A 21,183-nucleotide genomic window follows, 5' to 3' on the forward strand; every position below is an offset into this window, starting at 1 on the left:
GCACGACCAACGAGCCCACAGAACGAAGCCGGACCAGCTCGGGCAGCGAGCTGGTCCGGCGTCCCGGCCGGCCGGGAGGCGAAGATCCGGGGTGGGACCACAGGGACCACGGCGGGCTGCCGCGGTCCGGCCGACTCAGTTCGAGTGCTGCACCGGGGCGGCCTGCCCGTCCGTGCCCGGCGTGCCGGCGGCGGCCTTCGGCTTGGCGTCGATGCCGGCCTCGAGGCGCTGCTGCGCGGTGATCGGGGTGGGCGCGGTGGTCAGCGGGTCGAAGCCGCCCCGAGTCTTGGGGAAGGCGATGACCTCGCGGATCGACTCGTTGCCGGAGAGCAGCATGCAGGTGCGGTCCCAGCCGAGGGCGATGCCGGCGTGCGGCGGCGGGCCGTACTTGAAGGCCTCCAGCAGGAAGCCGAACTTGTCCGCGGCCTCGTCCGGGGTGATACCGAGCAGCTCGAAGACGCGGCTCTGCACATCGGCGCGGTGGATACGCACCGAGCCGCCGCCGATCTCGTTGCCGTTGCAGACGATGTCGTAGGCGTAGGCGAGCGCCTGGTCGGGCGCTTCCTCGAAACGCGGCTCCCACTCCTCGTTCGGCGAGGTGAAGGGGTGGTGGACGGCGGTCCAGCCGCCGTCGTCGGTGCGCTCGAACATCGGGGCGTCGACCACCCAGCAGAACGCCCAGGCGGACTCGTCGATCAGACCGGACCGCTTGGCGATCTCGATCCGGGCCGCGCCGAGCAGTTCCTGTGCCTCGCGCCGCTGTGCCGCCGCCGCGAAGAAGATCGCGTCACCGGGCTTGGCTCCGACCGCGTCGGCCAGGCCGGAGAGGTGCTCGGGCGACAGGTTCTTCGCGACCGGCCCACGCGCCTCGCCGGTTTCCGCGTCAAGGACGACGTAGGCGAGACCGCGGGCGCCACGGGCCTTCGCCCAGTCCTGCCAGCCGTCCAGCTCCTTGCGGGTCTGCGAGGCACCGCCGGGCATGACGACGGCGCCGACGTAACCGCCCGCGTCTATCGCACCGGCGAACACCCGGAACGCGGTGCCACGCAGGTACTCGGTCAGCTCGACCAGCTCGACGGAGTAACGCAGGTCGGGCTTGTCGGAGCCGTAGCGGTTCATCGCGTCGGTCCAGGTGATCCGCGGGATCGGCAGCGGGATCTCGTAACCGGCCAGCTCACTCCAGAGCTTGGAGACGATCTCCTCACCGAGCGCGATGATGTCGTCCTGCGTGACGAACGACATCTCGATGTCGAGCTGAGTGAACTCGGGCTGGCGGTCCGCGCGGAAGTCCTCGTCGCGGTAACAGCGGGCGATCTGGTAATAGCGCTCCATGCCGGCGACCATCAGCAGCTGCTTGAAGAGCTGCGGGGACTGCGGCAGCGCGTACCACGTGCCCGGCTGAAGCCGGACCGGGACCAGGAAGTCGCGGGCGCCCTCGGGCGTCGACCGGGTCAGGGTCGGCGTCTCGATCTCGTTGAAGTCGTGGGCGTGCAGGACCTCGCGCGCGATCTGGTTGGCGCGGCTGCGCAGGCGCAGCGCCTTCGCCGGGCCGGAGCGGCGCAGGTCGAGGTAACGGTACTTCAGGCGCAGGTCGTCGGCCGCGGTGATCGTGTCGTCGATCGGCAGCGGCAGCGGCGCGGCCTCGGAGAGCACAACCAGCTCGCTGGCGACCACCTCGATGGCGCCGGTGGCGAGTTCGGGGTTCTCGTTGCCCTCGGGACGGGTGTTGACCTCGCCGACGACCTTCACGCAGAACTCGTTGCGCAGCGCGTGCGCGTCCTCCTCGCGGAACACGACCTGAACCACGCCGGAAGCGTCGCGGAGGTCGACGAAGATGACACCGCCGTGGTCGCGCCGGCGGGCGACCCACCCGGCGAGCGTCACCGTTGTGCCGGCGTCACTGGCGCGCAGTGTGCCGGCGTCATGGGTACGGATCACGGAAATGTCTCCTTACAGGGTTCGCGGGGCGCACCCGACATTCTGTCAGGCACGCCCCGCGCTGCGTGCCACGGGTTAGTCAGGAACTCTCCACGCCGTGGCCCGCAGGCCGGCGGTGCCGGTGCCGCCGACGTCGATGATCTCCACAAGTGCGAGGACCGCCGGCGCCTCAGAGGTCCGTACGCACAGTGCGGCTCCCTTCTTTACCTCCATGTCGGCACCGGGGCCGAGTGGGCTCGTCCGGATGGCCCGGAAGCAGCCGGCCGCGTCCGTGTCAGCGCTGCCGAGCCGGCTGCCACCGTCCGCACCGGGACCGACGCGCAGGCGCGGCGCCGCAGCGCCGCAGCGACTGTCATAGCGCAGGTCAGCTACGGGTTCGGTGACGTCGACGCGCGGCTCGTCCAAGTCCAGGAACAGCACGGCAGAGCAGCCGACCTGCACTCGGAGCGGTTCCTTGGCATAGACGGCCGGATACTCCTCAGGCTCCGGCTGGCGATCGACAGAGGCGGCGGACGAGGAGACGGCATAGGGGGCGGGAACGCCGGGGGCAGCGGTGTTCGCAACGGCGGACGCGGTGGCCAGCCGGTAGGTCTGCCAGGAGAAGAAGCCGGCCGCCGCGGAGATCAGCAGGGCGAGCACGCTGACCACAACGGCGGCAGCCCCGCCGCGACGCCCGCTCTTCGGCCCGCGTGGCACCGAACCTCTGACCGGCACGGAAGGCCGAGCCGGCACCGAAAGCCTGGCTGCCGGGGAACCTCGGCCCGGCGCGGAAGCCCGGCCCGGCGCGGAAGCCCGGCCCGGCGCGGAAGCCCGGCCCGGCGCGGAAGCCCGGCCCGGCGCGGAAGAGCGACTCGGCACGGAAGGACGGCCCGGCGCGGAAGAGCGGGCTGACATGGAGGGCCGGGCGGGCCCGGAAGGGCCGGCTGACGCTGAAGGCGGGACAGGCGCGGAGAGGTTGGGTGACGGAGATGAGCTGGGTGAGGCCGAGCGGATCGGGGCGGCGGAGGGCTGAACGGGTGCGGAGGGGCGAGGCGCGTTCAGGGGTTCGGTCGGGCCGTCCGGGTTCAGGAGGTGGGCGGGCCAGGGCTGGTCCGTCCCGGCGTGCGGGGGTGGCACGGCCCGGGACGGTGGGTGGGCCGGGTTGTCGGTCGGGAAGTGCTGCGGACGCGGGGAGGGAGGGTTCGGGACGGGGTGGCCGCCGGGATGGCGACGGGGCTGGTCGGCGGATTCAGGACCGTCTGCGCGGAAAACGGGCATGGCGGACTCCGGCGGCGCTAAAGGGAATAACTCTTCTTCGACGCACACCGACCATAAATCGGCTTGATCTCGATGAACCATCCCCCGCTGAGGCGACCCACGGCGGGACGACCGTCAGAAGTAGGTCTCCAGGACGTCCACGACGCGCCGGTCCTCGTCGACAACCGGGATGGTGCGCCACTTGTCGAACGCCGTGCAGGGGTGCGAGATGCCGAACCTGATCAGGTCGCCCGGCACGAGGTCGGCCGCGTCCACCGCGAGGTACGTGTGATGGTCGTTCAGTTTGGTCACCACGATCCCGTCCGTGGGCCGTACGGTGCCGTCCGCGCCCCGCACCTCCAGCGGCACCGGCAGGCCTTCGTCGAACGGCGCGTCCCGTTTGCCCATCCCGGCGATCGCGAGTCCCGGCTCGGGCGTCGAGATCACCTGGGCCCAGATCTCCAGTGCCGCCGCGAGCGGCCCCTCCCCCGGGACCCGCACGAACGGTGTCCGCTCCCGGTAGAACCCGTCGTCGTGGGTGACCGTGGCACCGCTGCGCAGGACCAGCCGGGCCTGCGCCGCGAGCCGGGTGAGCCGGTCGGTCACCCGGTCGAACCACGCGCTGCCACCGGCCGAGACGATCGGCCGTTCCGGGAGCAAGCCCGCCGCCGCCAGCCGTTCCACGCCGCCGGCGAGCCGGTCGAGATACTCGTCCACCTCGCCGGCCGTTGCCAGCTGCCCCTCGTACCCGGTGACACCGGCCAGCTCCAGGCCGGGGGTGTCGGCGACAGCACGCGCCACATCTTCGAGTTCGTCGAGGGTACGAACCCCGGTCCGCCCACCCGGATGCCCCAGCTCGACAAGGATCCGCAGCGGGCCGCCGGTGGCCGCCGCCGCGCGGACCCCGGCCACCGAATCGACCTGGAAGTACACCTCCCAGCCCGCCGCGGACTCCCCCGCCAGCCAGGCCAGTGCGGTCGGATCGAGCACCTCGTTGGCGATCAGCACCCGTTCCACGCCGAGCCGCCGCAGCACCAGCGCCTGGTTGGGCGTGGCGACGGTCATCCCCCACGCGCCGGCCGCGAGCTGGGCTTCGAGCAGGCCGGGCGCCATGGTCGTCTTGGCGTGCGGGGCGAAGTCGAAGCCGTGCCGCTGGCAGTACGCGGCCATCGTCGCGATGTTCGCCTCCACCGCCGCGCGCCGCACCACCAGCAGCGGCCAGGTGAAAGCGCCGCCGAAGATGCTGGGCTGCTCCGCCGCGAACCGTGCGGCGTCCCAGGCCTGCTCCGGCGCCCAGAAACCCTTGCTACGCCAGTCGACAGTCACGGAGCCTCCTTGAAAGCTGGATTGAACAGACAAACCTGATTCCGGCGCCAGCGGTACGAGCAACGGCCGGACCCGACGCGAACGGAGAACTACCTGAAAAATCTGTGAAACTGCCGGGATGATCCTGCCCGCGCCGTTCGTCCGCACTGTCGAGAACCTCTTCGGCGACGCCGGCCGCCGCTGGCTGGGCATGCTTCCCACGCTTATCGAAGAGCTCCGCCACGACTGGCAACTGCGGCTGGAGGAGCCGTTCCCGCTGAGCATCAACTGGGTGACGCGGGTACGCCGGGCGGACGGCTCGCGGGCAGTCCTCAAGCTGGGCGTACCGGGCGCGGGTCATCTCGCGGACGAGGCCACTGCCCTGGAGTTCTTCGCCGGCCGGGGTGCGGTGGAGATGCTGGCCCGCGACGACAGCCTGGGGGCTTTGCTGCTGGAGGAGGCACGTCCCGGCACACCGGTGACCGCCCTGGTGCCGACACGGGGCCAGCCGCCGGTCGCGTCGGAGCCGGCCCGGGACGAGATGGTGCCCGCGTCGGCGCCGGCCCGGGACGAGATGGTACCCGCGCGGGCGCCGGCACGGGACGAGGCTGCGACCGCCGCACTGATCGAGGTCATCCGCCGGCTGCACCGTCCGGCGCCGCCGGGGTTGGCGCTGCCGACGCTTGCGGCCCGGGGCGCCGCCTTCGACAGGCATCTGCGCCGCTTCCCCGGCGACGACCCGCTGCCCCGGCGCTTGGTCGAGAGGGCCGCCGAGCTCTTCACCGGGCTCTGCGCCTCCCCCACCGAGCAAGCGCGGCCGCACAGCGCCACCAACAGCGCTGGCGGCGACGGTAGCGGAGGGACTGGCGAAAGCGGTGGCGGCAATGGGTGGGTGGTGCTGCACGGGGATCTGCACCACGGCAACGTGCTTGCCGCGGAGCGCGAACCGTGGCTGGCGATCGACCCGCACGGGTTGGTCGGGGATGCGGGGTACGAGGTGGGGGCCTGCCTTTACAACCCGGACCCGTGGAGCGGCGACGACACCGTGCTGGGTTTGCTCCCGGCCCGGGTGGAGCAGCTGGCCGACGGTCTGGGCATGTCCGTCGAGCGGGTGGCCGCCTGGGGTTTTGTTCAGGCGATGCTCTGCGAGGTCTGGACCTTCGAGGGCGAGGCACCTGCCTCCGAGAGCAGGGCCTCGAGCCCCGGAAGCGAGACGCGAGGCGCCGGGGGTGAGGCCCGAGGCCTCGGAAGCGAGGCGGGAGCCGCCGAGGGCGGGGAGCGAGGCGCCGGGGGTGGGGGTGAGGGCTTCGGCGCGGGCCGCCGGCGCACCGGGCGGGCGCTGCGGGTGGCTCGTCGGCTGCTGCCTCTGGTGCCCTGAGGTCACCGTAGGTCCGCGGTCATCTCGTGCAGTTCGGCGAGCCGGTCGGTGAGGGTTCGGGGGTTGCCGGGCGCGTCGGGGCGGGCGTCCCAGGGGCGGGGGCCGCTGAGGGGGCGGTAGTTGACGCCGAGCGCGTCCAGGCGGGCCAGGTGGGCCGGGAGGCGGGTGGCGAAGTCCGCGAAGTCGCGTTGTGCCGGGCCCCAGACCGCTTCGGCGAAGGCGCACAGCCGGGGGTACGCCATGTATTCGACGCGCCGCAGCGACTCCATGTGTTCGGTCCAGATGTTCGCCTGCGCGCCCAGCACCAGGTCCGATTGCGGCGGTTCGTAGGCGTAGACGTCCTCGATGGTCAGCAGCGTGCCCACCGGTGTCGGCTCCGCCGGGTCGTCGGACTGGCGGTAGTCCAGGTAGAGCTTCACGTCGGGGCAGGCCACGACCTGATGACCGGCCCGGACCGCGACCTCGGCGGGTTCGACGCCGCGCCAGGCCGCTACGACCGACCCTTCGGGGGCGCCACCGGCCAGGATCTCGTCCCAGCCGTAGAGCCGGCGGCCCCGGGCGGCCAGGTGCGCGGCCATCTCGGCGGTGAAGCGGGCCTGGAGTTCGCGGCCGCCGGGCCATTCGTCGGTGGGGCATTCGTCGCCGCCGATGCCGATCAGCTCGGAGGGGAAGATGTCGCAGACGTGGTCGAGCACCTGGCGGCAGAAGTCCAGGGTCGACGGTTCCAGGTTGAGCACGTGCGAGGAGATACCCCAGGCGGTCCGGACCGGGCCGGTGAAGCCGTTGCCGAGTTCCGGGTACGCCGCGATCGCCGCCTGCATGTGCCCGGGCATGTCGACCTCGGGCACCACGGTGATGTGCCGCTGCGCCGCGTGGGCGACGATCTGCCGCAGGTCGTCGGTGGTGTAGAAGCCGCCGTGCGGGCGCCCGTCGTACCGTTCGTGGACGCGGGCGCCGAGCATGCTCTCGGTGCGCCAGGCGCCGACCGAGGTGAGCCGGGGCCATCCCGGCACTTCGATGCGCCAGCCCTGGTCGTCGGTGAGGTGCAGGTGCAGCACGTTCAGTTTGTGGAAGGCGGCCAGGTCGAGGAACCGCAGCACGTCCGGGACGGGCATGAAGTGCCGGGCCACGTCGAGCAGCACCCCGCGCCAGGCGAACCGCGGCGCGTCCGAAATCCGAAGAATTGGCACCTCGACGGGCCCGGCGGTGAGTGACGAAGGGTGGCGCAGGGCGGCGGGTGGGAGCAGCTGGCGCAGCGTCTGCAGACCGTAGAAGATCCCGGCGTCGGAGCCCCCGGTGATTTCCACATGCCCGGGGACGGTGCTCAGCTCGTACCCCTCAGGGGGTAGCGCCGGATCCAGACGCAGCCGCAGGTCGCCGGAACCGGCCTCGCCCCGCGCCCAGGCCGCGGCCCCGTCAAGAAGAGCGGCACCGTCAAGACGGACCGAACCCTCCTCGAACACCACCGACGACGGACGCGGAATCAATCCTTCACCGCCCCGCCCAGGCCGGCGACGAGGCGCCGGCGCACCACCAGGAAGAAGATCAGCACGGGTACGGTCATCAGCGTCGACGCCGCCATGATGGCTCCCCAGTCGTTCTCGTCGGGCTTGAAGAAGACCAGCAACGCCATCGGCAGGGTCTGGTTGTCAGCCTCGCTGATGATGAAGGTACGCGCGAACAGGAAGTCGTTCCACGCGTGGATGAAGGAGAACACGCTCACCGCCGCCAGTCCCGGCGCCACCAGCGGGAACAGGATGCGCCACAGCACGGTGAAGCGGCCCGCGCCGTCCAGTTGCGCGGCCTCGTCGAGCTCGTCCGGGATGGCCTGCACGAAACCGCGCAGCATCCAGATCGCGAACGGCAGCGTGAACGCGGTGTGCACCAGCATCAGCGAGCCGAGCGTGTTGAGGCCGATGCCCGGTACGACCGTCCCGACGTCGCGGACCAGGAAGAACAGCGGGATGGTCAGGGCCTCGATCGGCACCATCTGGGCGATCAGGAAGGACACCAGGATGGTGGTGCGGAAGCGGAAGTTGAACCGGGTCAGCGCGACCGCCGCGAGGAAGGCGAGCAACCCGGACACCAGCACCACGACCAGCGCGACCAGGACGCTGTTCAGCAGGTAGCGGCCGAAGTCGTTGACCGCGAGCACCCGGTGGAAGGCGTCGAGCGACGGGTGGAACGTCCACGGGCGCTGTTCCAGGGACTGGATCTCGCCGGCCGGTTTCACGGCGGACAGGACCATCCAGTAGATCGGGAAGACGGTGACGAGTGCGATGAGCACCGCCATCGTGTCGAGCAGGCGACGGCCGGCTCTCATAGCTGCTCCCCCGATCGGCGCAGGGTCCGGAGATAGAGGACGGTGACGGCGAGCAGGATCAGCATCATGACCACGCCGATCGCGGCGCCACGGCTGTACTCGCTGGAGGCGAAGGCCTGCTGGTAGGCGTACACGTTGAGGGTGAGGTTCTGGCCGGCCAGGCCGCCGCCGCGGGTCATCACGTAGATCTGGGTGAAGACCTTGAAGTCCCAGATGATCGACTGGATGACCACGATGGCGAGCACCGGGCGCAGGATCGGCACCATGATCTGCCAGAAGGCGCGCCAGGCGTTCGCGCCGTCCAGCGACGCGGCCTCCAGCACCGACTTCGGGATGGCTTCGATGCCGGCGTAGAGCGTCACCATCACGAACGGGAACGACGCCCACACCACCACGGCGCCGACCAGGGCGAACGCGGTGTACCTGTCGTACATCCAGTTGAACCCCTCGATGCCGAACAGCTGGTTGACGAAACCCAGGTCGGTGTCGAAGAGGAACATCCAGGTGGTGGAGCCGGAGACCGCGGGCACCGCCCAGGCGGCCATCGCGGCGACCGACAGCAGCAGGCGCGGCACCCGGCTGATCCGGGTGAGCAGGACCGCCAGGCCGGCGCCGACCGCGAGCGTGGCGACCACGCAGGCGGCGGCGAACAGCACGGTGGCGCCGAGCACCGACCAGAACTGCGGGTCGGCGAAGAGCCGGGTGTAGTTCTCGGCGCCCACGAAGCTGGCCGGCCGGCCACCACTGACCTGCGCCTGGGTGAAGTCGAGCACCGACAGCAGGCCGAGCTGGTACATCGGGTAGAGGAAGAGGCCGCCGAGCACCACCGCAGCCGGAAGCAGCAGCCACAGTGGTGCCCGGGTGCCCTTTTTGCTGATGCTCACTTGGTGAGGGCTTCGTCGATCTGCTTGGCGGCCTCGTCGGTGGCCTGGTCCACGCCGGCCTTGCCGGTGGCCACCTTCTCGATCATCGTGGGCAGCACCGCGGAGGCGTCGATCTTGCCCCAGCCCGGGTCGAGCGGGACGAACTTCGTTCCGGCCTCGATGGTGTCGATGAACGGCTTGACGAAGGCGTCCTTGGCGGCGATCTCGTCGCTGGCGGACTTCAGGGTCGGCAGGTTGCCCATCGCGTCGTACATCTTGGCCTGGTACTTCTTGCCGGCCAGCAGGGTCAGGAAGTCGGCGGCCAGCGCGGGGCGCGGCGCGTTGCGCATGATGCCGAGGTTGTTGCCGCCGGCGAAGGCGGGTGCGACCGAACCGGCGTCGACACCGGGCAGCGGGACGACGGCGTACTTGCCCTTGGCCGCGCCGGCGTCGACGGCCGCGCGGTTGAAGTTGCCGAGGATGCCCATCGCGGCCTTGCCGCTGGCGAACAGTTCGACGGTCTTGCCGCCGGTCAGGTCGGCGCAGTTCTGCGGCGGGCAGTTGTCCGCGGCGATCAGGTCGGTGTACGACTTCAGCCCGGCCCGGGACTGCGGCGAGTTGATCGCCGTCAGTTCGCCACCGTTGGCCCACACGAACGGCATCGCGCCGTAGGTGTACTTGCCGCCGACCGCGATGCCGAACATCTCCGGCTTCTTCGCGCGGATCGTCCGGGCCGTCGTGGTCAGTTCGGCGAGCGTGGCCGGCGGCTTGAGGCCGAGCTCGGTGAAGACGTCGGTGCGGTAGTAGAGCGCCCGCACACCCAGGTACCACGGGACACCGAGCAGGGTGCCCTCGTAGGTGGCGCTGGCCTTGGCGTCGGCGGACAGGTCGGCGCCCTCGGCCCAGCCGGTGACGGCCGGTCCGACGTCGGCCAGTCCACCGGCGGCCGCGTACTCGGGCAGGTCGGTGTTGCCGTACTCGACGACGTCCGGCGCGCTGGCCGGGTCGTTGAAGGCGCCCTTGAACCGCTCGCTGCGGGTGTCCACCGGGATGTACTGCACGTCCACGGTGGTGTCCGGGTGCGAGGCGGTGAACTCGGTGATCGCCTCCTGCACCACGGCCTCCTTGGGCGCGCGGTTGGGCTCGTCGAAGAGCCAGACCTTGAGGGCACCCGTCCGGGGGCCGCCGTCGCTGGGCGTGTCGGCCGGCGAGGACGTGGAGGGGGCGCATGCGGTCAGAGTGAGCGCGACGGCAGCGGCCGCGGCGAGACGTATCTTCATCAACTCTCCTGACGAGCCAGGTTCGTAAATAGTTCGTTGATCAGTGCGTCATAGCCTGGGGTGAGATCGCCGAAGCGTCAAGACCCTCCTTGTTAAATGCGACAGCACTTGACCGCGGCCGATGAATCGCGCACGCTACGACGGCGATTAACGAACCACTTGGAGACCAGAACGGGGACGGGGATGAGATGGTGATCGGGTTGGTGGTGCACGCCGGCCACCGGGCGCGGTTCGCCGACGCGGCGAGCACCGTCACCGGCATCGAGTTCGCCTGGGCGGTCTACGAGCACGAGGACGAGGTCCGCGACCGGGTCGCCGGGCTGCTGCGCGACCACCGCCTCGACGGACTGCTGCTCGGCCTGGTGCCGTACGCCCGGGCCCGTGACCTCATCCCCGCCGACCTGCCCTTCTCCGTCACCCGCTCGGCCGCGCTCGACCTGGCGCTGGCCTGGGCCCGGGCCCGCGGCAACGGCTGGCCGGCCACCCCGGTCAGCGTCGACACGTTCGCGAGCGAGACGATCGACGAGGTGGCCGCCGCCCTCGGGCTGGACCGCGGCGCGATCGCCACCTGCCCGTTCGACCCGGACCAGCCGGTCGCCGACGTGGTCGCCTTCCACCGCGAGCAGCTGGCCCGCACCGGCGCCCCCTACGTGATAAGCGTCCGGATGGGCGTCGCCGCCGCGCTGGACGGGCAGACCGCCGTGCTGCACGCGCTCGCCACCCCCGGCACCATCCGCGCCGACCTGCACGAACTCGCTCTGCGGATCCGCAACAAACGCGCCGACGGCCAGCGCTTCGCGGCCGCGGTGCTGTCCATCGCCCGGCCGCAGACCGCCGGGCCGGAACAGAGCCCCGACCTCGACCGGGCCCGGGTCGGCCTGCAGCACCTGCTGCTCAACACCCCGGAGTTCGCCGACGCCTGGATCGACCAGCGCGGCGCGCGCGGCGTGCTGGTCTTCGCCCCGGCCGCGCTCTTCGAGACCGTCACCCACCACTGGACCGGGCTGCCGGTCCTGGCCGAGGCCCGTGACTCGCTCGGCATCCGGGTGGTCGCCGGCTTCGGCATCGGGGCGTCCGCGCGGCTCAGCGTCACCCTGGCCGAACGCGCCGCCACCCGGGCCGAGCAGGACACCGACCCCGGCGCCTACCTGTTCACCGGCGACGGGATGACGATCGGCCCGATGGGCGCCACGGCGACGCCGCTCACCTACACCTACCGCGAGCACGGCGGCATCGAGGACCTCGCCGGCCGGGCCGGGCTCAGCCCGGCCACCCTCTCCCGGCTCGCGGCCATCGAACGCACCCTGGCGGGCCGGGCCCTCTCCCCCAGCGAGCTGGCCCGCAACCTCGGCATCACCGACCCCAGCGGACGGCGACTGATCCGCAAGCTCACCACGGCGGAACTGGTCACCGAGACGGGCAGCGCGCAGGAGCACCGCAAGGGCCGGCCCACCCGGCTCTACCGGCTGGCCATCACGAACGCCCTGGAGAGCGGAGCAGGCCGATGACCTGGGACCTGCTGATCGCCGGCGGCGACCCGTTCGACGTGGCGGTCCACGACGGCCGGATCGCCGCGACCGGGCCCGGCCTGCCCCGCGACGCCCGCCGGATCGTGGACGCCACCGGCCACCTGGTCACCCCCGGCCTGATCGACCTGCACACCCACATCGGACCCGGTTACTGGGGCATCGACCCGGACCCGATCGCCTGGTACACCGGGGTCAGCTCCTGGGTGGACGCGGGCTCGGCCGGTGCGTACACGGCGGCCGGGCTGCGCCGGGTGGCCGACGCCGCGGCGGTCCGGGTGCACGCGCTGCTCAACGTCTCGGCGGTCGGCCTGGCCGGGCGCACCGGGGAGAGCCGGGACCTGACGAACTGCGACGTCGCCCTGGCCGTCGACACGATCCAGGCCAACCGCGACCTGTTCCGCGGCATCAAGGTCCGCATCGACAGCGAGACGGTCGGCGCCAACGGGGTCGAGCCGCTGCGCCGGGGGCTGGCCGCTGCGGAGGCGTGCGGCGTACCCGTCATGGTCCACATCGGCACGGCACCGCCCTCCCTCGACGAGGTGCTCGACCTGCTGCGCCCCGGCGACCTGGTGACGCACTGCTCCAGCGGCATCGCGGCGCCGCTCGGCCCGGCGGTGCGGGCGGCGGCCGGGCGGGGCGTGCTGCTCGACCTCGGGCACGGGTCCGGCGGGTTCGCGTTCGACGTGCTCGAGGCCCAGCTGGAGGCCGGGCTCCGGCCGTACACGATCTCCACCGACCTGCACGCCCGCTCCCTGCACGGCCCGGTCTTCGACCTGCCCACCACGATGGCCAAGCTGCTGGCCGTCGGCGTGCCCCTGCCGGACGTCGTCGCCGCGGCCACCACCCACCCGGCCCGGGCCCTGGGCCTGCCCGGCGGTTCCCTCACGGCCGGCGACCCCGCCGACATCGCGATCTTCGAGGTACGGGCGGAGCCGCTCACCGTTGCCGACGCCCACCGGCAGGTCCGGGTCTCGCCGATCCGGCTGGTCAACCAGGCGACCTACGTGGCCGGCCGCCTCCTGGAGCCGCGGCTGCCGGCCGCACCGGCACCGTGGGTGCCACTCACCGACGCGCAACGGGCGGCCCTGTCCGGCCGTACCCGCGACATCCGTGCCCTGCTCGCCACGCCGCTGGTCGGCGTGGACGGCCTGGCCGAACAGTTCCCGAGAACCGAACCGAGGAGTTCCTGATGCCCAAGCGCGCTGTGATCACCGACAAGGCGGCGCCGGCCGGTGGCCCGTACTCGCACGCGGTCGTCGCCGGCGACACGATCTACCTGGCCGGAGCCATCCCGGCACTGCCCGACGGCACCCGGGTGACCGGCAGCTTCGCGGAGCAGGCGCACGCCGCGTTCCGCAACCTGGCGGCCGTCGCCGAGGCCGCCGGCGCCAGCCTCGACCAGGCCGTCCGGGTCGGCGTCTACCTGCGCGACTTCGGCGACTTCGCGGAGCTGAACGAGATCTACCCGCAGTACATCAAGGGCGAGCACCTGCCGGTGCGCACGACCCTGCCGGTCCCGCTGGTCGGCTTCGACATCGAGATCGACGCCATCCTCTACACCGGCGCCTGAGCTCCCGGTGCGGGGAGCGTCGCCGGCGTTCCCCGCACGGGTAGCGGCACCGGCAACTGGGTAGGGGAAGATTCATGCCTCAGCCAGGAGAGTTGCTCGGCGACCGGTACCGGCTCGACGATCGCATCGCCGCGGGTGGCATGGGAGAGGTCTGGCGGGCCACCGACACGGTGCTCGGCCGGCCCGTCGCGGTCAAGACGCTGCTCGCCGGTTACGCCGGGGACGCCGGTTTCCGGACCCGCTTCCAGCACGAAGCCCGCGCCATGGCCTCGCTCCGGCACGGCGGGGTGGTGCCGGTCTACGACTTCGGCGAGACCGACGACGGCGCCTACCTCGTGATGGCCCGGGTCGACGGTCAGCCGCTGAACCAGCGGATCACCGAACGCGGCCCGCTGAGCCCGGCCGAGACGCTGTCGATCGTCGCGCAGGCCGCGCGGGCCCTCGCCGCCGCACACGAGTCCGGCATCGTGCACCGCGACGTCAAGCCCGGCAACCTGATCATCGAACCGGACGGGACGGTGGTCCTCGTCGACTTCGGGGTGGCCCGCTCGGCCGGCTCGGTCACGCTCACCGGCGCGCGGGAGGTGGTCGGCACCGCGCTCTACATCGCGCCGGAACAGGTGTCCAAGCAGACCACCGGCCCGGCCGCCGACATCTACGCGCTGGGCGCGGTCGCCTACCACTGCCTCGCCGGCCGGCCGCCGTTCGTCGGCGACAACCCACTCGCGGTCGCCCTTCAGCACGTCGGCGAGCCACCACCGCCGCTGCCGGACAGCGTGCCCGCGCCGGTCCGGGACCTCGTCATGACGGCCCTCGCGAAGGACCCCGAGGCCCGTTTCCCGTCCGCGGCCGCCATGGCCGAGACGGCGGAGTCGCTGCTGGCGAGCGGTGCGGTGGCCGGTGCCGCCCCCGCACCGGCCGGCGCCGCCGACACCACCGCGCTGCTCGCCCGGACGATGGTGGCGCAGGCCCCGGTCGAGCCCGCCGCGCCGCCGGCGGCCACCAACCCTCCCCACGAGAGTGCCGGCCGTCGTAATCTGGTACTGCTCTCGGGGTTGCTGCTGGTGCTGCTCGGCTCCGGGGCGCTGATCGCGGTGGCCGACCCGTTCGGGTTCTTCTCCGACCGGACGCCGGGCACCGAGGCACCCGGCCCGGTCACGTCGCCGTCCGGCCGGCCCAGTCCCACGACCGGCGACGAACCCACCCGGGGCACCGGCAACGACGGCAACAGCGGCACCGGCGACAAGGACCAGCAGAACGAGACCGAGCCGAGCCGCTCACCCCGGCCGTCGCAGCCGAGCACGGCACCCGCCGCGCCGAGTGCGGCGCCGAGCCGGACCACCACCGAGCCCACCACACCGGCGACGACCGATCCCACGACCACCACCACGGCACCGGAGACCACGGGGCCGACCGGCGAACCGGACGAGAACGAGCCAGATGAGAACGAGAACGAGGGGGACGAGGCCGGGAACGCCGCGCAGGAACCCTGACCCTTGCGCCGCACAGCGGGCCGGTTACGCCGAGGCCGCTACCGAGGGCGAGGCATGACGGTAACTCGTGGCTCCGACGCCCCGCCGCGGGCTGTCCGGCCCGCGGCCGTCGCGGCACGCCCGCACCCCGGCTTCCGGCCGGACATCGAGGGGATGCGCGCGGTCGCGGTCACCCTGGTGGTCCTCTCGCACGCCGGGATCGGGGCCCTGACCGGCGGGTACGTCGGTGTCGACGTCTTCTTCGTGATCTCCGGGTTCCTGATCACCACCCTGCTCCTGAAGGAACTGGACCGCACCGGCACCGTCTCGCTCACCCGCTTCTACGCCCGCCGGGCGATGCGCCTGCTGCCGGCATCCGCGGTGGTGCTGGTGGCCACGCTGGCCGGTGCCTGGTTCTGGCTGCCGTCGACCCGGTTCCACCCGGTCAGCCTGGACGCGCTGTTCGCCACCTTCTACGGGATCAACTGGCGGCTCGCCGACGAGGGCGTGCAGTACCTCAACGCCGACGCCGCGCCCTCGCCGCTGCAACACTTCTGGTCCCTGGCGGTCGAGGAGCAGTTCTACCTGGCCTGGCCACTGCTGCTGCTGGCCTACGCGGCGGTGCGGGCCCGGCGACGAGGCGCGGCGACCCCGGCGGCATGCGCCGAGGACACCACAGCGGGGGTACGGGCGGAGCGCGCCCCCAGGCTGCCCCTGCTCCTGACCCTGGCGCTCGTGGCCGGTGTCTCCCTGCTGGTCAGCGTGCTGCAGACCCGCTCGTCGGCGCCGTGGGCCTACTTCGGGGCGCACACCCGCGCCTGGGAACTCGCCGCCGGCGCCCTGGTCGCGGTCGCCGCGTCCCGGCTCGCCGGCCTGCCCGGCCGTCTGGCCGCCGCGCTCACCTGGCTCGGGCTGGCCGCGGTCACCGCCTCGGCGTTCCTCTTCGACGACCACACCGCGTTCCCCGGCCACGCGGCGCTGCTGCCCGTCCTCGGCTCGGCAGTGATCATCGCGGCCGGTTGCGCGGGACCGCGGCGCGGCGCGGCGACGCTGCTGGGTACCCGGCCGTTCCAGCTGATCGGGCGGTACTCGTACAGCTGGTACCTGTGGCACTGGCCGGTTCTGATCATCGGTCCGGCGGCCCTGGGCCGGGAACCGTCGCTCGGGCTCGGCCTGGCCCTGGCCGCCGGTTCGCTGGTGCTCGCGGCCGGGTCGTACCACCTGGTGGAGAACCCGGCCCGGACCCGCTCGTGGATCACCGCGCGGGCCCGGCGCGGCCTCGCCACCGGACTGGCGATCTCGGTGCTGACGGCCGGGCTCGCGGTGGCCGCCGGCCGGTTCACCCCGGCCCTGGCGACCGGTGACGCGGTCGCCGACACCGGCGACCGGATCACCGCGGCCGCCGACGCCGAGGCCCGGCTGCGCACCCTGCTCGCCGAGGCGACCGGGCAGCGGACGGTTCCGGCCAACTTGCGGCCCGACCCGCGGACCGCGAACAGCGACCAGCCGCCGATCTACGCCGACCACTGCCACCTCGCGTACGCGTACGTGGCCGCCGACAACCCCTGCGTCTACGGGGACCCGGCCGGCACCGGCGAGATGTTCCTGCTCGGCGACTCGCACGCCGCGCACTGGTTCCCGGCGGCCGACGCCGTCGCTCGGGACCGCGGCCTGCGACTGTTCTCCCGGACCAAGAGTGCCTGCCAGGCCGCGTCGGTACTGGTCTGGAACGAGATCATGAAGCGGCCGTACCAGGAGTGCGCCGACTGGCGGGAGAGCGTCCTCGCCGAGATCGAGCGGCAGCGCCCGCGGGTCGTGGTGCTCTCCTCCAACGGCGGGGACAGCGGCGGGCTCGTCTCACCGGCCGGCGAGCGGATCGACCGGGGCCCCGGCCGGGACCGGCTCTGGGTCGACGCCTGGAACGTCACCCTGGACCGGATCGTGCGGGCCGGCGCCGTACCCGTGCTCCTGCTCGACACGCCGTGGCCGCGCGGCTCCGCGCCGGAGTGCGTGGTGACCCACCCGGACGATCTGGGCCGGTGCGCCCGGCCGGTGCCGGAGGCGTTCGTGGAGCCGGCCCGCCGGGAAGCCGTCGCCGCGGCCGCCCGGGCCCGCGGCGTCACCGTGGTCGACCCCCGGGACTGGTTCTGCACGGCGACGGTCTGCCCGGCCGTGGTGGGCAACCTGCTGGTCTGGAAGGACAGCAGTCACATGAGCACCGCGTACGCCGCGATGCTGGCACCACTGCTCGCGCGGCACATCCCGGCCTGACAAGCGACGCGTTTCGGGCGAGTCCTGGATTTCGGCGCGGAACCGGACGACGATCACCAAGTGGGCGGGTAACGCGTCCGAAACTTCCAGCTGCGAGCATTCCGGGGCGCGATCAGGAGGTCCCTTTGTTCCTCAGCCAGCACGAGCAGGAACGACTGCTCATCCACGTCGCGGCCGATGTCGCCCGGCGCCGCCGCGAGCGAGGCCTGCGGCTCAACCATCCCGAGGCCACCGCGATCATCACGGCCTTCCTGCTGGAGGGCGCGCGCGACGGCCGGACCGTCGCCGACCTGATGGACGCCGGGCGCCGGGTGCTGACCCGCGACGACGTGATGGAGGGCGTTCCCGAGATGCTCGCCGAGGTCCAGGTCGAAGCCACCTTCCCGGACGGGACGAAGCTGGTCACCGTGCACGGGCCGATCTCGTGACGATCCCCGGCGAGGTCCTGCACGGCGACGGCGACATCGAGATCAACCCAGGCCGTCCCACGCTCGCCCTGACCGTGCGCAACACCGGGGACCGGCCCGTGCAGGTCGGCTCCCACTTCCATTTCGCCGAGGCCAACGCGGCCCTCGAGTTCGACCGGGACGCCGCCTGGGGGCACCGGCTCGGCATCCCCGCCGGCACCTCGGTGCGCTTCGAACCGGGCATCCCGCGCGACGTCACGCTCGTCGCGCTCGCCGGCCGCCGCGTCGTGCCCGGTCTGCGCGGCCTGGCCGGCGGGCCGCTGGACACCGACCCGCCGCCGGCCGAACCAGATCCGGCCGACATCGAACCCGCCGGCTCCCTCGACGAGGACACCGGTGAGAGCCAGCCCAACGGCGACAACGGGAGTCCACGGTGACACGTTTGGACCGCAGCCGGTACGCCGCGCTCTACGGCCCCACCGCCGGCGACCGGATCCGGCTCGCCGACACCAACCTGCTGATCGAGATCGAGGAGGACCGCAGCGCCGGTCCGCGGCCCGGTGACGAGGTCGTCTTCGGCGGCGGCAAGGTCATCCGGGAGTCGATGGGGCAGTCCCGCGCCACCCGCGCCGAGGGCACCCCGGACACCGTGATCACCGGAGTGGTCGTCCTCGACCACTGGGGCATCGTCAAGGCCGACGTGGGCATCCGCGACGGCCGGATCACGGCGATCGGCAAGGCCGGCAACCCGGACACGATGGACGGTGTGCACCCCGATCTGGTGATCGGCGCGAGCACCGAGATCATCGCGGGCAACGGCAAGATCCTCACCGCCGGTGCGATCGACAGCCACGTGCACCTGATCAGCCCGACCATCCTGGACACCGCGCTCGCCGCCGGCATCACCACGATCATCGGTGGCGGCACCGGGCCGGCCGAGGGCACCAAGGCCACCACCGTCACCCCGAACGCCTGGCACCTGGCCCGGATGCTGGAGTCCCTGGACGCCTGGCCGATCAACGTGCTGCTGCTGGGCAAGGGCAACACGATGTCCACCGAGTCCCTGTGGGAGCAGCTGCGCGGCGGCGCCGGCGGCTTCAAGCTGCACGAGGACTGGGGCACCACACCTGCCGCGATCGACGCCTGCCTGGGCGTGGCGGACGCCTCCGGGGTGCAGGTCGCCATCCACACCGACACCCTCAACGAGGCCGGTTTCGTCGAGGAGACGCTGCGGGCCATCGCGGGACGATCGATCCACGCCTATCACACCGAGGGCGCCGGCGGCGGGCACGCACCGGACATCATCACCGTCGCGTCCCACCCGAACATCCTGCCGTCGTCGACCAACCCGACCCGGCCGTACACCCGCAACACCCTCAGCGAGCACCTCGACATGCTGATGGTCTGCCACCACCTGAACTCGGCAGTCCCGGAGGACCTGGCGTTCGCCGAGAGCCGGATCCGGCCGTCCACCATGGCCGCCGAGGACCACCTGCACGACCTCGGCGCGATCTCGATGATCGGATCGGACTCCCAGGCGATGGGCCGGGTCGGCGAGGTCGTGCTGCGCACCTGGCAGACCGCGCACGTCATGAAGGCCCGGGCCGGCGCCCTGCCCGGCGACGGCGCCGCCGACAACAACCGCGCCAAGCGGTACGTCGCGAAATACACGATCTGCCCGGCGATCGCCCACGGCATGGCCGCGCAGGTCGGGTCGGTGGAGCCGGGCAAGCTGGCCGACCTGGTGCTCTGGGACCCGGCGTTCTTCGGGGTCCGGCCGGCCCTGGTGATCAAGGGCGGCATGATCGCGTACGCGCAGATGGGCGACGCCAACGCCTCCATCCCGACGCCACAGCCGATGCTGCCCCGGCCGATGTTCGGCTCCTACGGCGTCGTACCGGCACAGACGTCCGTCGCCTTCGTCGCCCCGGCCGCGATCGACGCGCTGCTCGGCGACCGGATCGGGGCGCGACGGGCGCTCGTGCCGGTCGCCGACACCCGCTCGGTCGGCAAGGCGGACATGCCGCTGAACGCGGCGATGCCCCGGATCGAGGTGCGGGCGGACACCTTCGAGGTCCGCATCGACGGGATTGTGGTCGAACCGGAACCGGTGGAGTCGCTGCCGATGGCCCAGCGGTACTTCCTGTTCTGATGACGTCCTGCCGGTCCCGGGCGGCGGTGCCGCGGTGAGCCTGTCCACGCTGCTGCTCCTCACCGACGGTCGGCTGCCGGCCGGCGGACACGCGCACTCCGGCGGGCTGGAGGCGCAGGTCGCGGCCGGGCGGGTCGGCGACGTGGCCGCGCTAGGCGGGTTCCTCCGCGGCCGGCTCGCCACCGGCGGCCTGGTGTCGGCCGCGTTCGCCGCCGCCGCCTGCGGTGACGTGTCGCGCTGCGGTGAGCTGGACGCCGGACTGGACGCCCGGACGCCGTCGCCGGCTCTGCGCAAGGCGTCCCGGGCACAGGGCCGGGCGCTGCTGCGGGCCGGCCGGGCCATGTGGTCGCTCAGCGGCGCCGCCGGCCGCGACCCCCATCAGCCGGTCGCGCTGGGTGTGCTCGCGGCGGCGGCCGGGCTCGGACCCGGCGAGGCCGCGGTCGCCGCGGCGCACGGCACGATCACCGGCCCGGCCAGCGCCGCGGTCCGGCTTCTCGGCCTGGACCCGTACGCGGTGCACGCGCTGCTGGCCCGGCTCGCCCCCGACTGTGACCGGATCGCGGCGGTCGCCGCGGCACGGTACCGCGACCCGGTCGACGACCTGCCGGCCGCGGGCGCTCCCCTGCTCGACATCGGCGCCGAGCACCACGCCACCTGGGAGGTGCGTCTCTTTGCATCCTGAACCGCAGCATCCTGAACCGCAGCATCCTGAACCGCACGAACACGGCCCCGACGAGGTCCCGCACACCCACCCCGAGGCCGGGGTCGACCCGCACGAGCCGCTGGCCGCCGGGCCGCGCGCGCTGCGGATCGGCATCGGCGGCCCGGTCGGGTCCGGCAAGACGGCGCTCGTCGCCGCCCTGTGCCGGGCCCTCGGCGAACAGATGCGGCTGGCCGTCGTCACCAACGACATCTACACCACCGAGGACGCCGACTTCCTGCTGCGCAACGGGGTGCTGCCGGCCGAGCGGATCCGGGCCGTGGAGACCGGCTGCTGCCCGCACACCGCCATCCGCGACGACATCTCGGCGAACCTGGACGCCGTCGAGGACCTGGAGTCGGCCCTCGGCCCGCTGGACCTGGTCCTCGTGGAGAGCGGCGGCGACAACCTGACCGCCACCTTCAGCAAGGGCCTGATCGACAGGCAGATCTTCGTGGTCGACGTGGCCGGCGGCGACAAGGTGCCGCGCAAGGGCGGCCCCGGCGTGACCACCGCCGACCTGCTCGTGATCAACAAGACGGACCTGGCACCGCTGGTCGGCGCGGACCTCGCCGTCATGGAACGCGACGCCGCCGCCCGCCGCGGCGACCTGCCCACGGTGTTCCTGTCGCTGGCCGAGGACCGGGCGGCCGGCCCGGTGGCCGGCTGGATCCGATCCCTCGTCGCGGCGCGGACCGCGCCGGCCGGTGCCTGACCGGCCGCCGCCTGACCGGCCGCTGCCTGACCGGCCGCTGCCTG

Annotated in this window: 17 protein-coding genes and 1 pseudogene; 11 read left to right on the forward strand and 7 right to left on the reverse strand. The window is 72.6% G+C overall.

All coding sequences use genetic code 11. From position 1 onward, the window contains the following. Positions 1 to 135 precede the first annotated feature (135 nt). The 3 genes from aspS to LPA41_RS21565 all read right to left on the reverse strand — a co-directional run bounded on the left by aspS (position 136) and on the right by LPA41_RS21565 (position 4,500). Positions 136 to 1,938, reverse strand: coding sequence for an aspartate--tRNA ligase (gene aspS, locus LPA41_RS21555; protein ID WP_229072465.1), 1,803 nt, complete (start codon positions 1,936 to 1,938; stop codon positions 136 to 138). Between the two features lie 75 nt (positions 1,939 to 2,013). Continuing rightward, entirely contained in the window at positions 2,014 to 2,577 is a 564-nt protein-coding gene (locus LPA41_RS21560; protein ID WP_229072466.1) for a hypothetical protein, read from the reverse strand. Between the two features lie 732 nt (positions 2,578 to 3,309). Further along, complete coding sequence (locus LPA41_RS21565) at positions 3,310 to 4,500, reverse strand: alanine racemase (protein ID WP_229072467.1); 1,191 nt, start codon at positions 4,498 to 4,500, stop codon at positions 3,310 to 3,312. A gap of 190 nt (positions 4,501 to 4,690) precedes the next feature. Between LPA41_RS21565 and LPA41_RS21570 the strand changes: the two genes are divergently transcribed. Beyond that, complete coding sequence (locus LPA41_RS21570) at positions 4,691 to 5,857, forward strand: aminoglycoside phosphotransferase family protein (protein ID WP_374238194.1); 1,167 nt, start codon at positions 4,691 to 4,693, stop codon at positions 5,855 to 5,857. Positions 5,858 to 5,859: 2 nt separating this feature from the next. On the opposite strand, the gene LPA41_RS21575 is transcribed toward LPA41_RS21570, so the two are convergent. The 4 genes from LPA41_RS21575 to LPA41_RS21590 are packed head-to-tail and all read right to left on the reverse strand — an operon-like array spanning position 5,860 to position 10,323. After that, positions 5,860 to 7,344, reverse strand: a complete 1,485-nt coding sequence (locus LPA41_RS21575; protein ID WP_229072469.1) for a beta-N-acetylhexosaminidase — start codon at positions 7,342 to 7,344, stop codon at positions 5,860 to 5,862. After that, the gene (locus tag LPA41_RS21580; protein ID WP_229072470.1) at positions 7,341 to 8,180 is read right to left on the reverse strand and encodes a carbohydrate ABC transporter permease; all 840 of its coding nucleotides are present in this window, start codon (positions 8,178 to 8,180) and stop codon (positions 7,341 to 7,343) included. The genes LPA41_RS21575 and LPA41_RS21580 overlap by 4 nt, the downstream gene beginning before the upstream one ends. After that, positions 8,177 to 9,064, reverse strand: a complete 888-nt coding sequence (locus LPA41_RS21585; RefSeq protein WP_229072471.1) for a carbohydrate ABC transporter permease — start codon at positions 9,062 to 9,064, stop codon at positions 8,177 to 8,179. The genes LPA41_RS21580 and LPA41_RS21585 overlap by 4 nt, the downstream gene beginning before the upstream one ends. Continuing rightward, positions 9,061 to 10,323, reverse strand: coding sequence for an extracellular solute-binding protein (locus LPA41_RS21590; protein ID WP_229072472.1), 1,263 nt, complete (start codon positions 10,321 to 10,323; stop codon positions 9,061 to 9,063). Before LPA41_RS21590 ends, LPA41_RS21585 begins: the two co-directional genes overlap by 4 nt. A gap of 188 nt (positions 10,324 to 10,511) precedes the next feature. Here LPA41_RS21590 and LPA41_RS21595 point away from each other — a divergent pair, with 188 nt between their 5' ends. The 10 genes and pseudogenes from LPA41_RS21595 (at position 10,512) to ureG (ending at position 21,139) form a co-directional block, all read left to right on the forward strand. Further along, complete coding sequence (locus tag LPA41_RS21595) at positions 10,512 to 11,831, forward strand: helix-turn-helix domain-containing protein (RefSeq protein ID WP_229072473.1); 1,320 nt, start codon at positions 10,512 to 10,514, stop codon at positions 11,829 to 11,831. After that, entirely contained in the window at positions 11,828 to 13,042 is a 1,215-nt protein-coding gene (locus tag LPA41_RS21600) for an amidohydrolase family protein (protein ID WP_229072474.1), read from the forward strand. Before LPA41_RS21595 ends, LPA41_RS21600 begins: the two co-directional genes overlap by 4 nt. Then, complete coding sequence (locus tag LPA41_RS21605) at positions 13,042 to 13,422, forward strand: Rid family hydrolase (RefSeq protein WP_229072475.1); 381 nt, start codon at positions 13,042 to 13,044, stop codon at positions 13,420 to 13,422. The genes LPA41_RS21600 and LPA41_RS21605 overlap by 1 nt, the downstream gene beginning before the upstream one ends. Positions 13,423 to 13,496: 74 nt before the next feature. Beyond that, positions 13,497 to 14,915, forward strand: coding sequence for a serine/threonine-protein kinase (locus LPA41_RS21610; RefSeq protein WP_229072476.1), 1,419 nt, complete (start codon positions 13,497 to 13,499; stop codon positions 14,913 to 14,915). 54 nt (positions 14,916 to 14,969) lie between these two features. Further along, a complete protein-coding gene (locus LPA41_RS21615; protein ID WP_229072477.1) occupies positions 14,970 to 17,165 on the forward strand; it encodes an SGNH hydrolase domain-containing protein in 2,196 nt (731 codons plus the stop codon). A 125-nt stretch (positions 17,166 to 17,290) separates the two neighbouring features. Next, complete coding sequence (locus tag LPA41_RS21620; RefSeq protein ID WP_229072478.1) at positions 17,291 to 17,593, forward strand: urease subunit gamma; 303 nt, start codon at positions 17,291 to 17,293, stop codon at positions 17,591 to 17,593. Between the two features lie 2 nt (positions 17,594 to 17,595). Beyond that, a pseudogene (locus LPA41_RS21625) lies at positions 17,596 to 17,898 on the forward strand (urease subunit beta); the annotation flags it as partial. 107 nt (positions 17,899 to 18,005) lie between these two features. Beyond that, entirely contained in the window at positions 18,006 to 19,724 is a 1,719-nt protein-coding gene (locus tag LPA41_RS21630; RefSeq protein ID WP_229072480.1) for an urease subunit alpha, read from the forward strand. A 34-nt stretch (positions 19,725 to 19,758) separates the two neighbouring features. Next, a complete protein-coding gene (locus LPA41_RS21635) occupies positions 19,759 to 20,406 on the forward strand; it encodes an urease accessory protein UreF (RefSeq protein ID WP_229072481.1) in 648 nt (215 codons plus the stop codon). Further along, the gene (ureG, locus tag LPA41_RS21640) at positions 20,396 to 21,139 is read left to right on the forward strand and encodes an urease accessory protein UreG (RefSeq protein WP_304523788.1); all 744 of its coding nucleotides are present in this window, start codon (positions 20,396 to 20,398) and stop codon (positions 21,137 to 21,139) included. Before LPA41_RS21635 ends, ureG begins: the two co-directional genes overlap by 11 nt. Positions 21,140 to 21,183 lie beyond the last annotated feature (44 nt).

It is taken from the genome of Actinoplanes sp. DH11 (assembly GCF_020873875.1).
GTDB lineage: Bacteria > Actinomycetota > Actinomycetes > Mycobacteriales > Micromonosporaceae > Actinoplanes.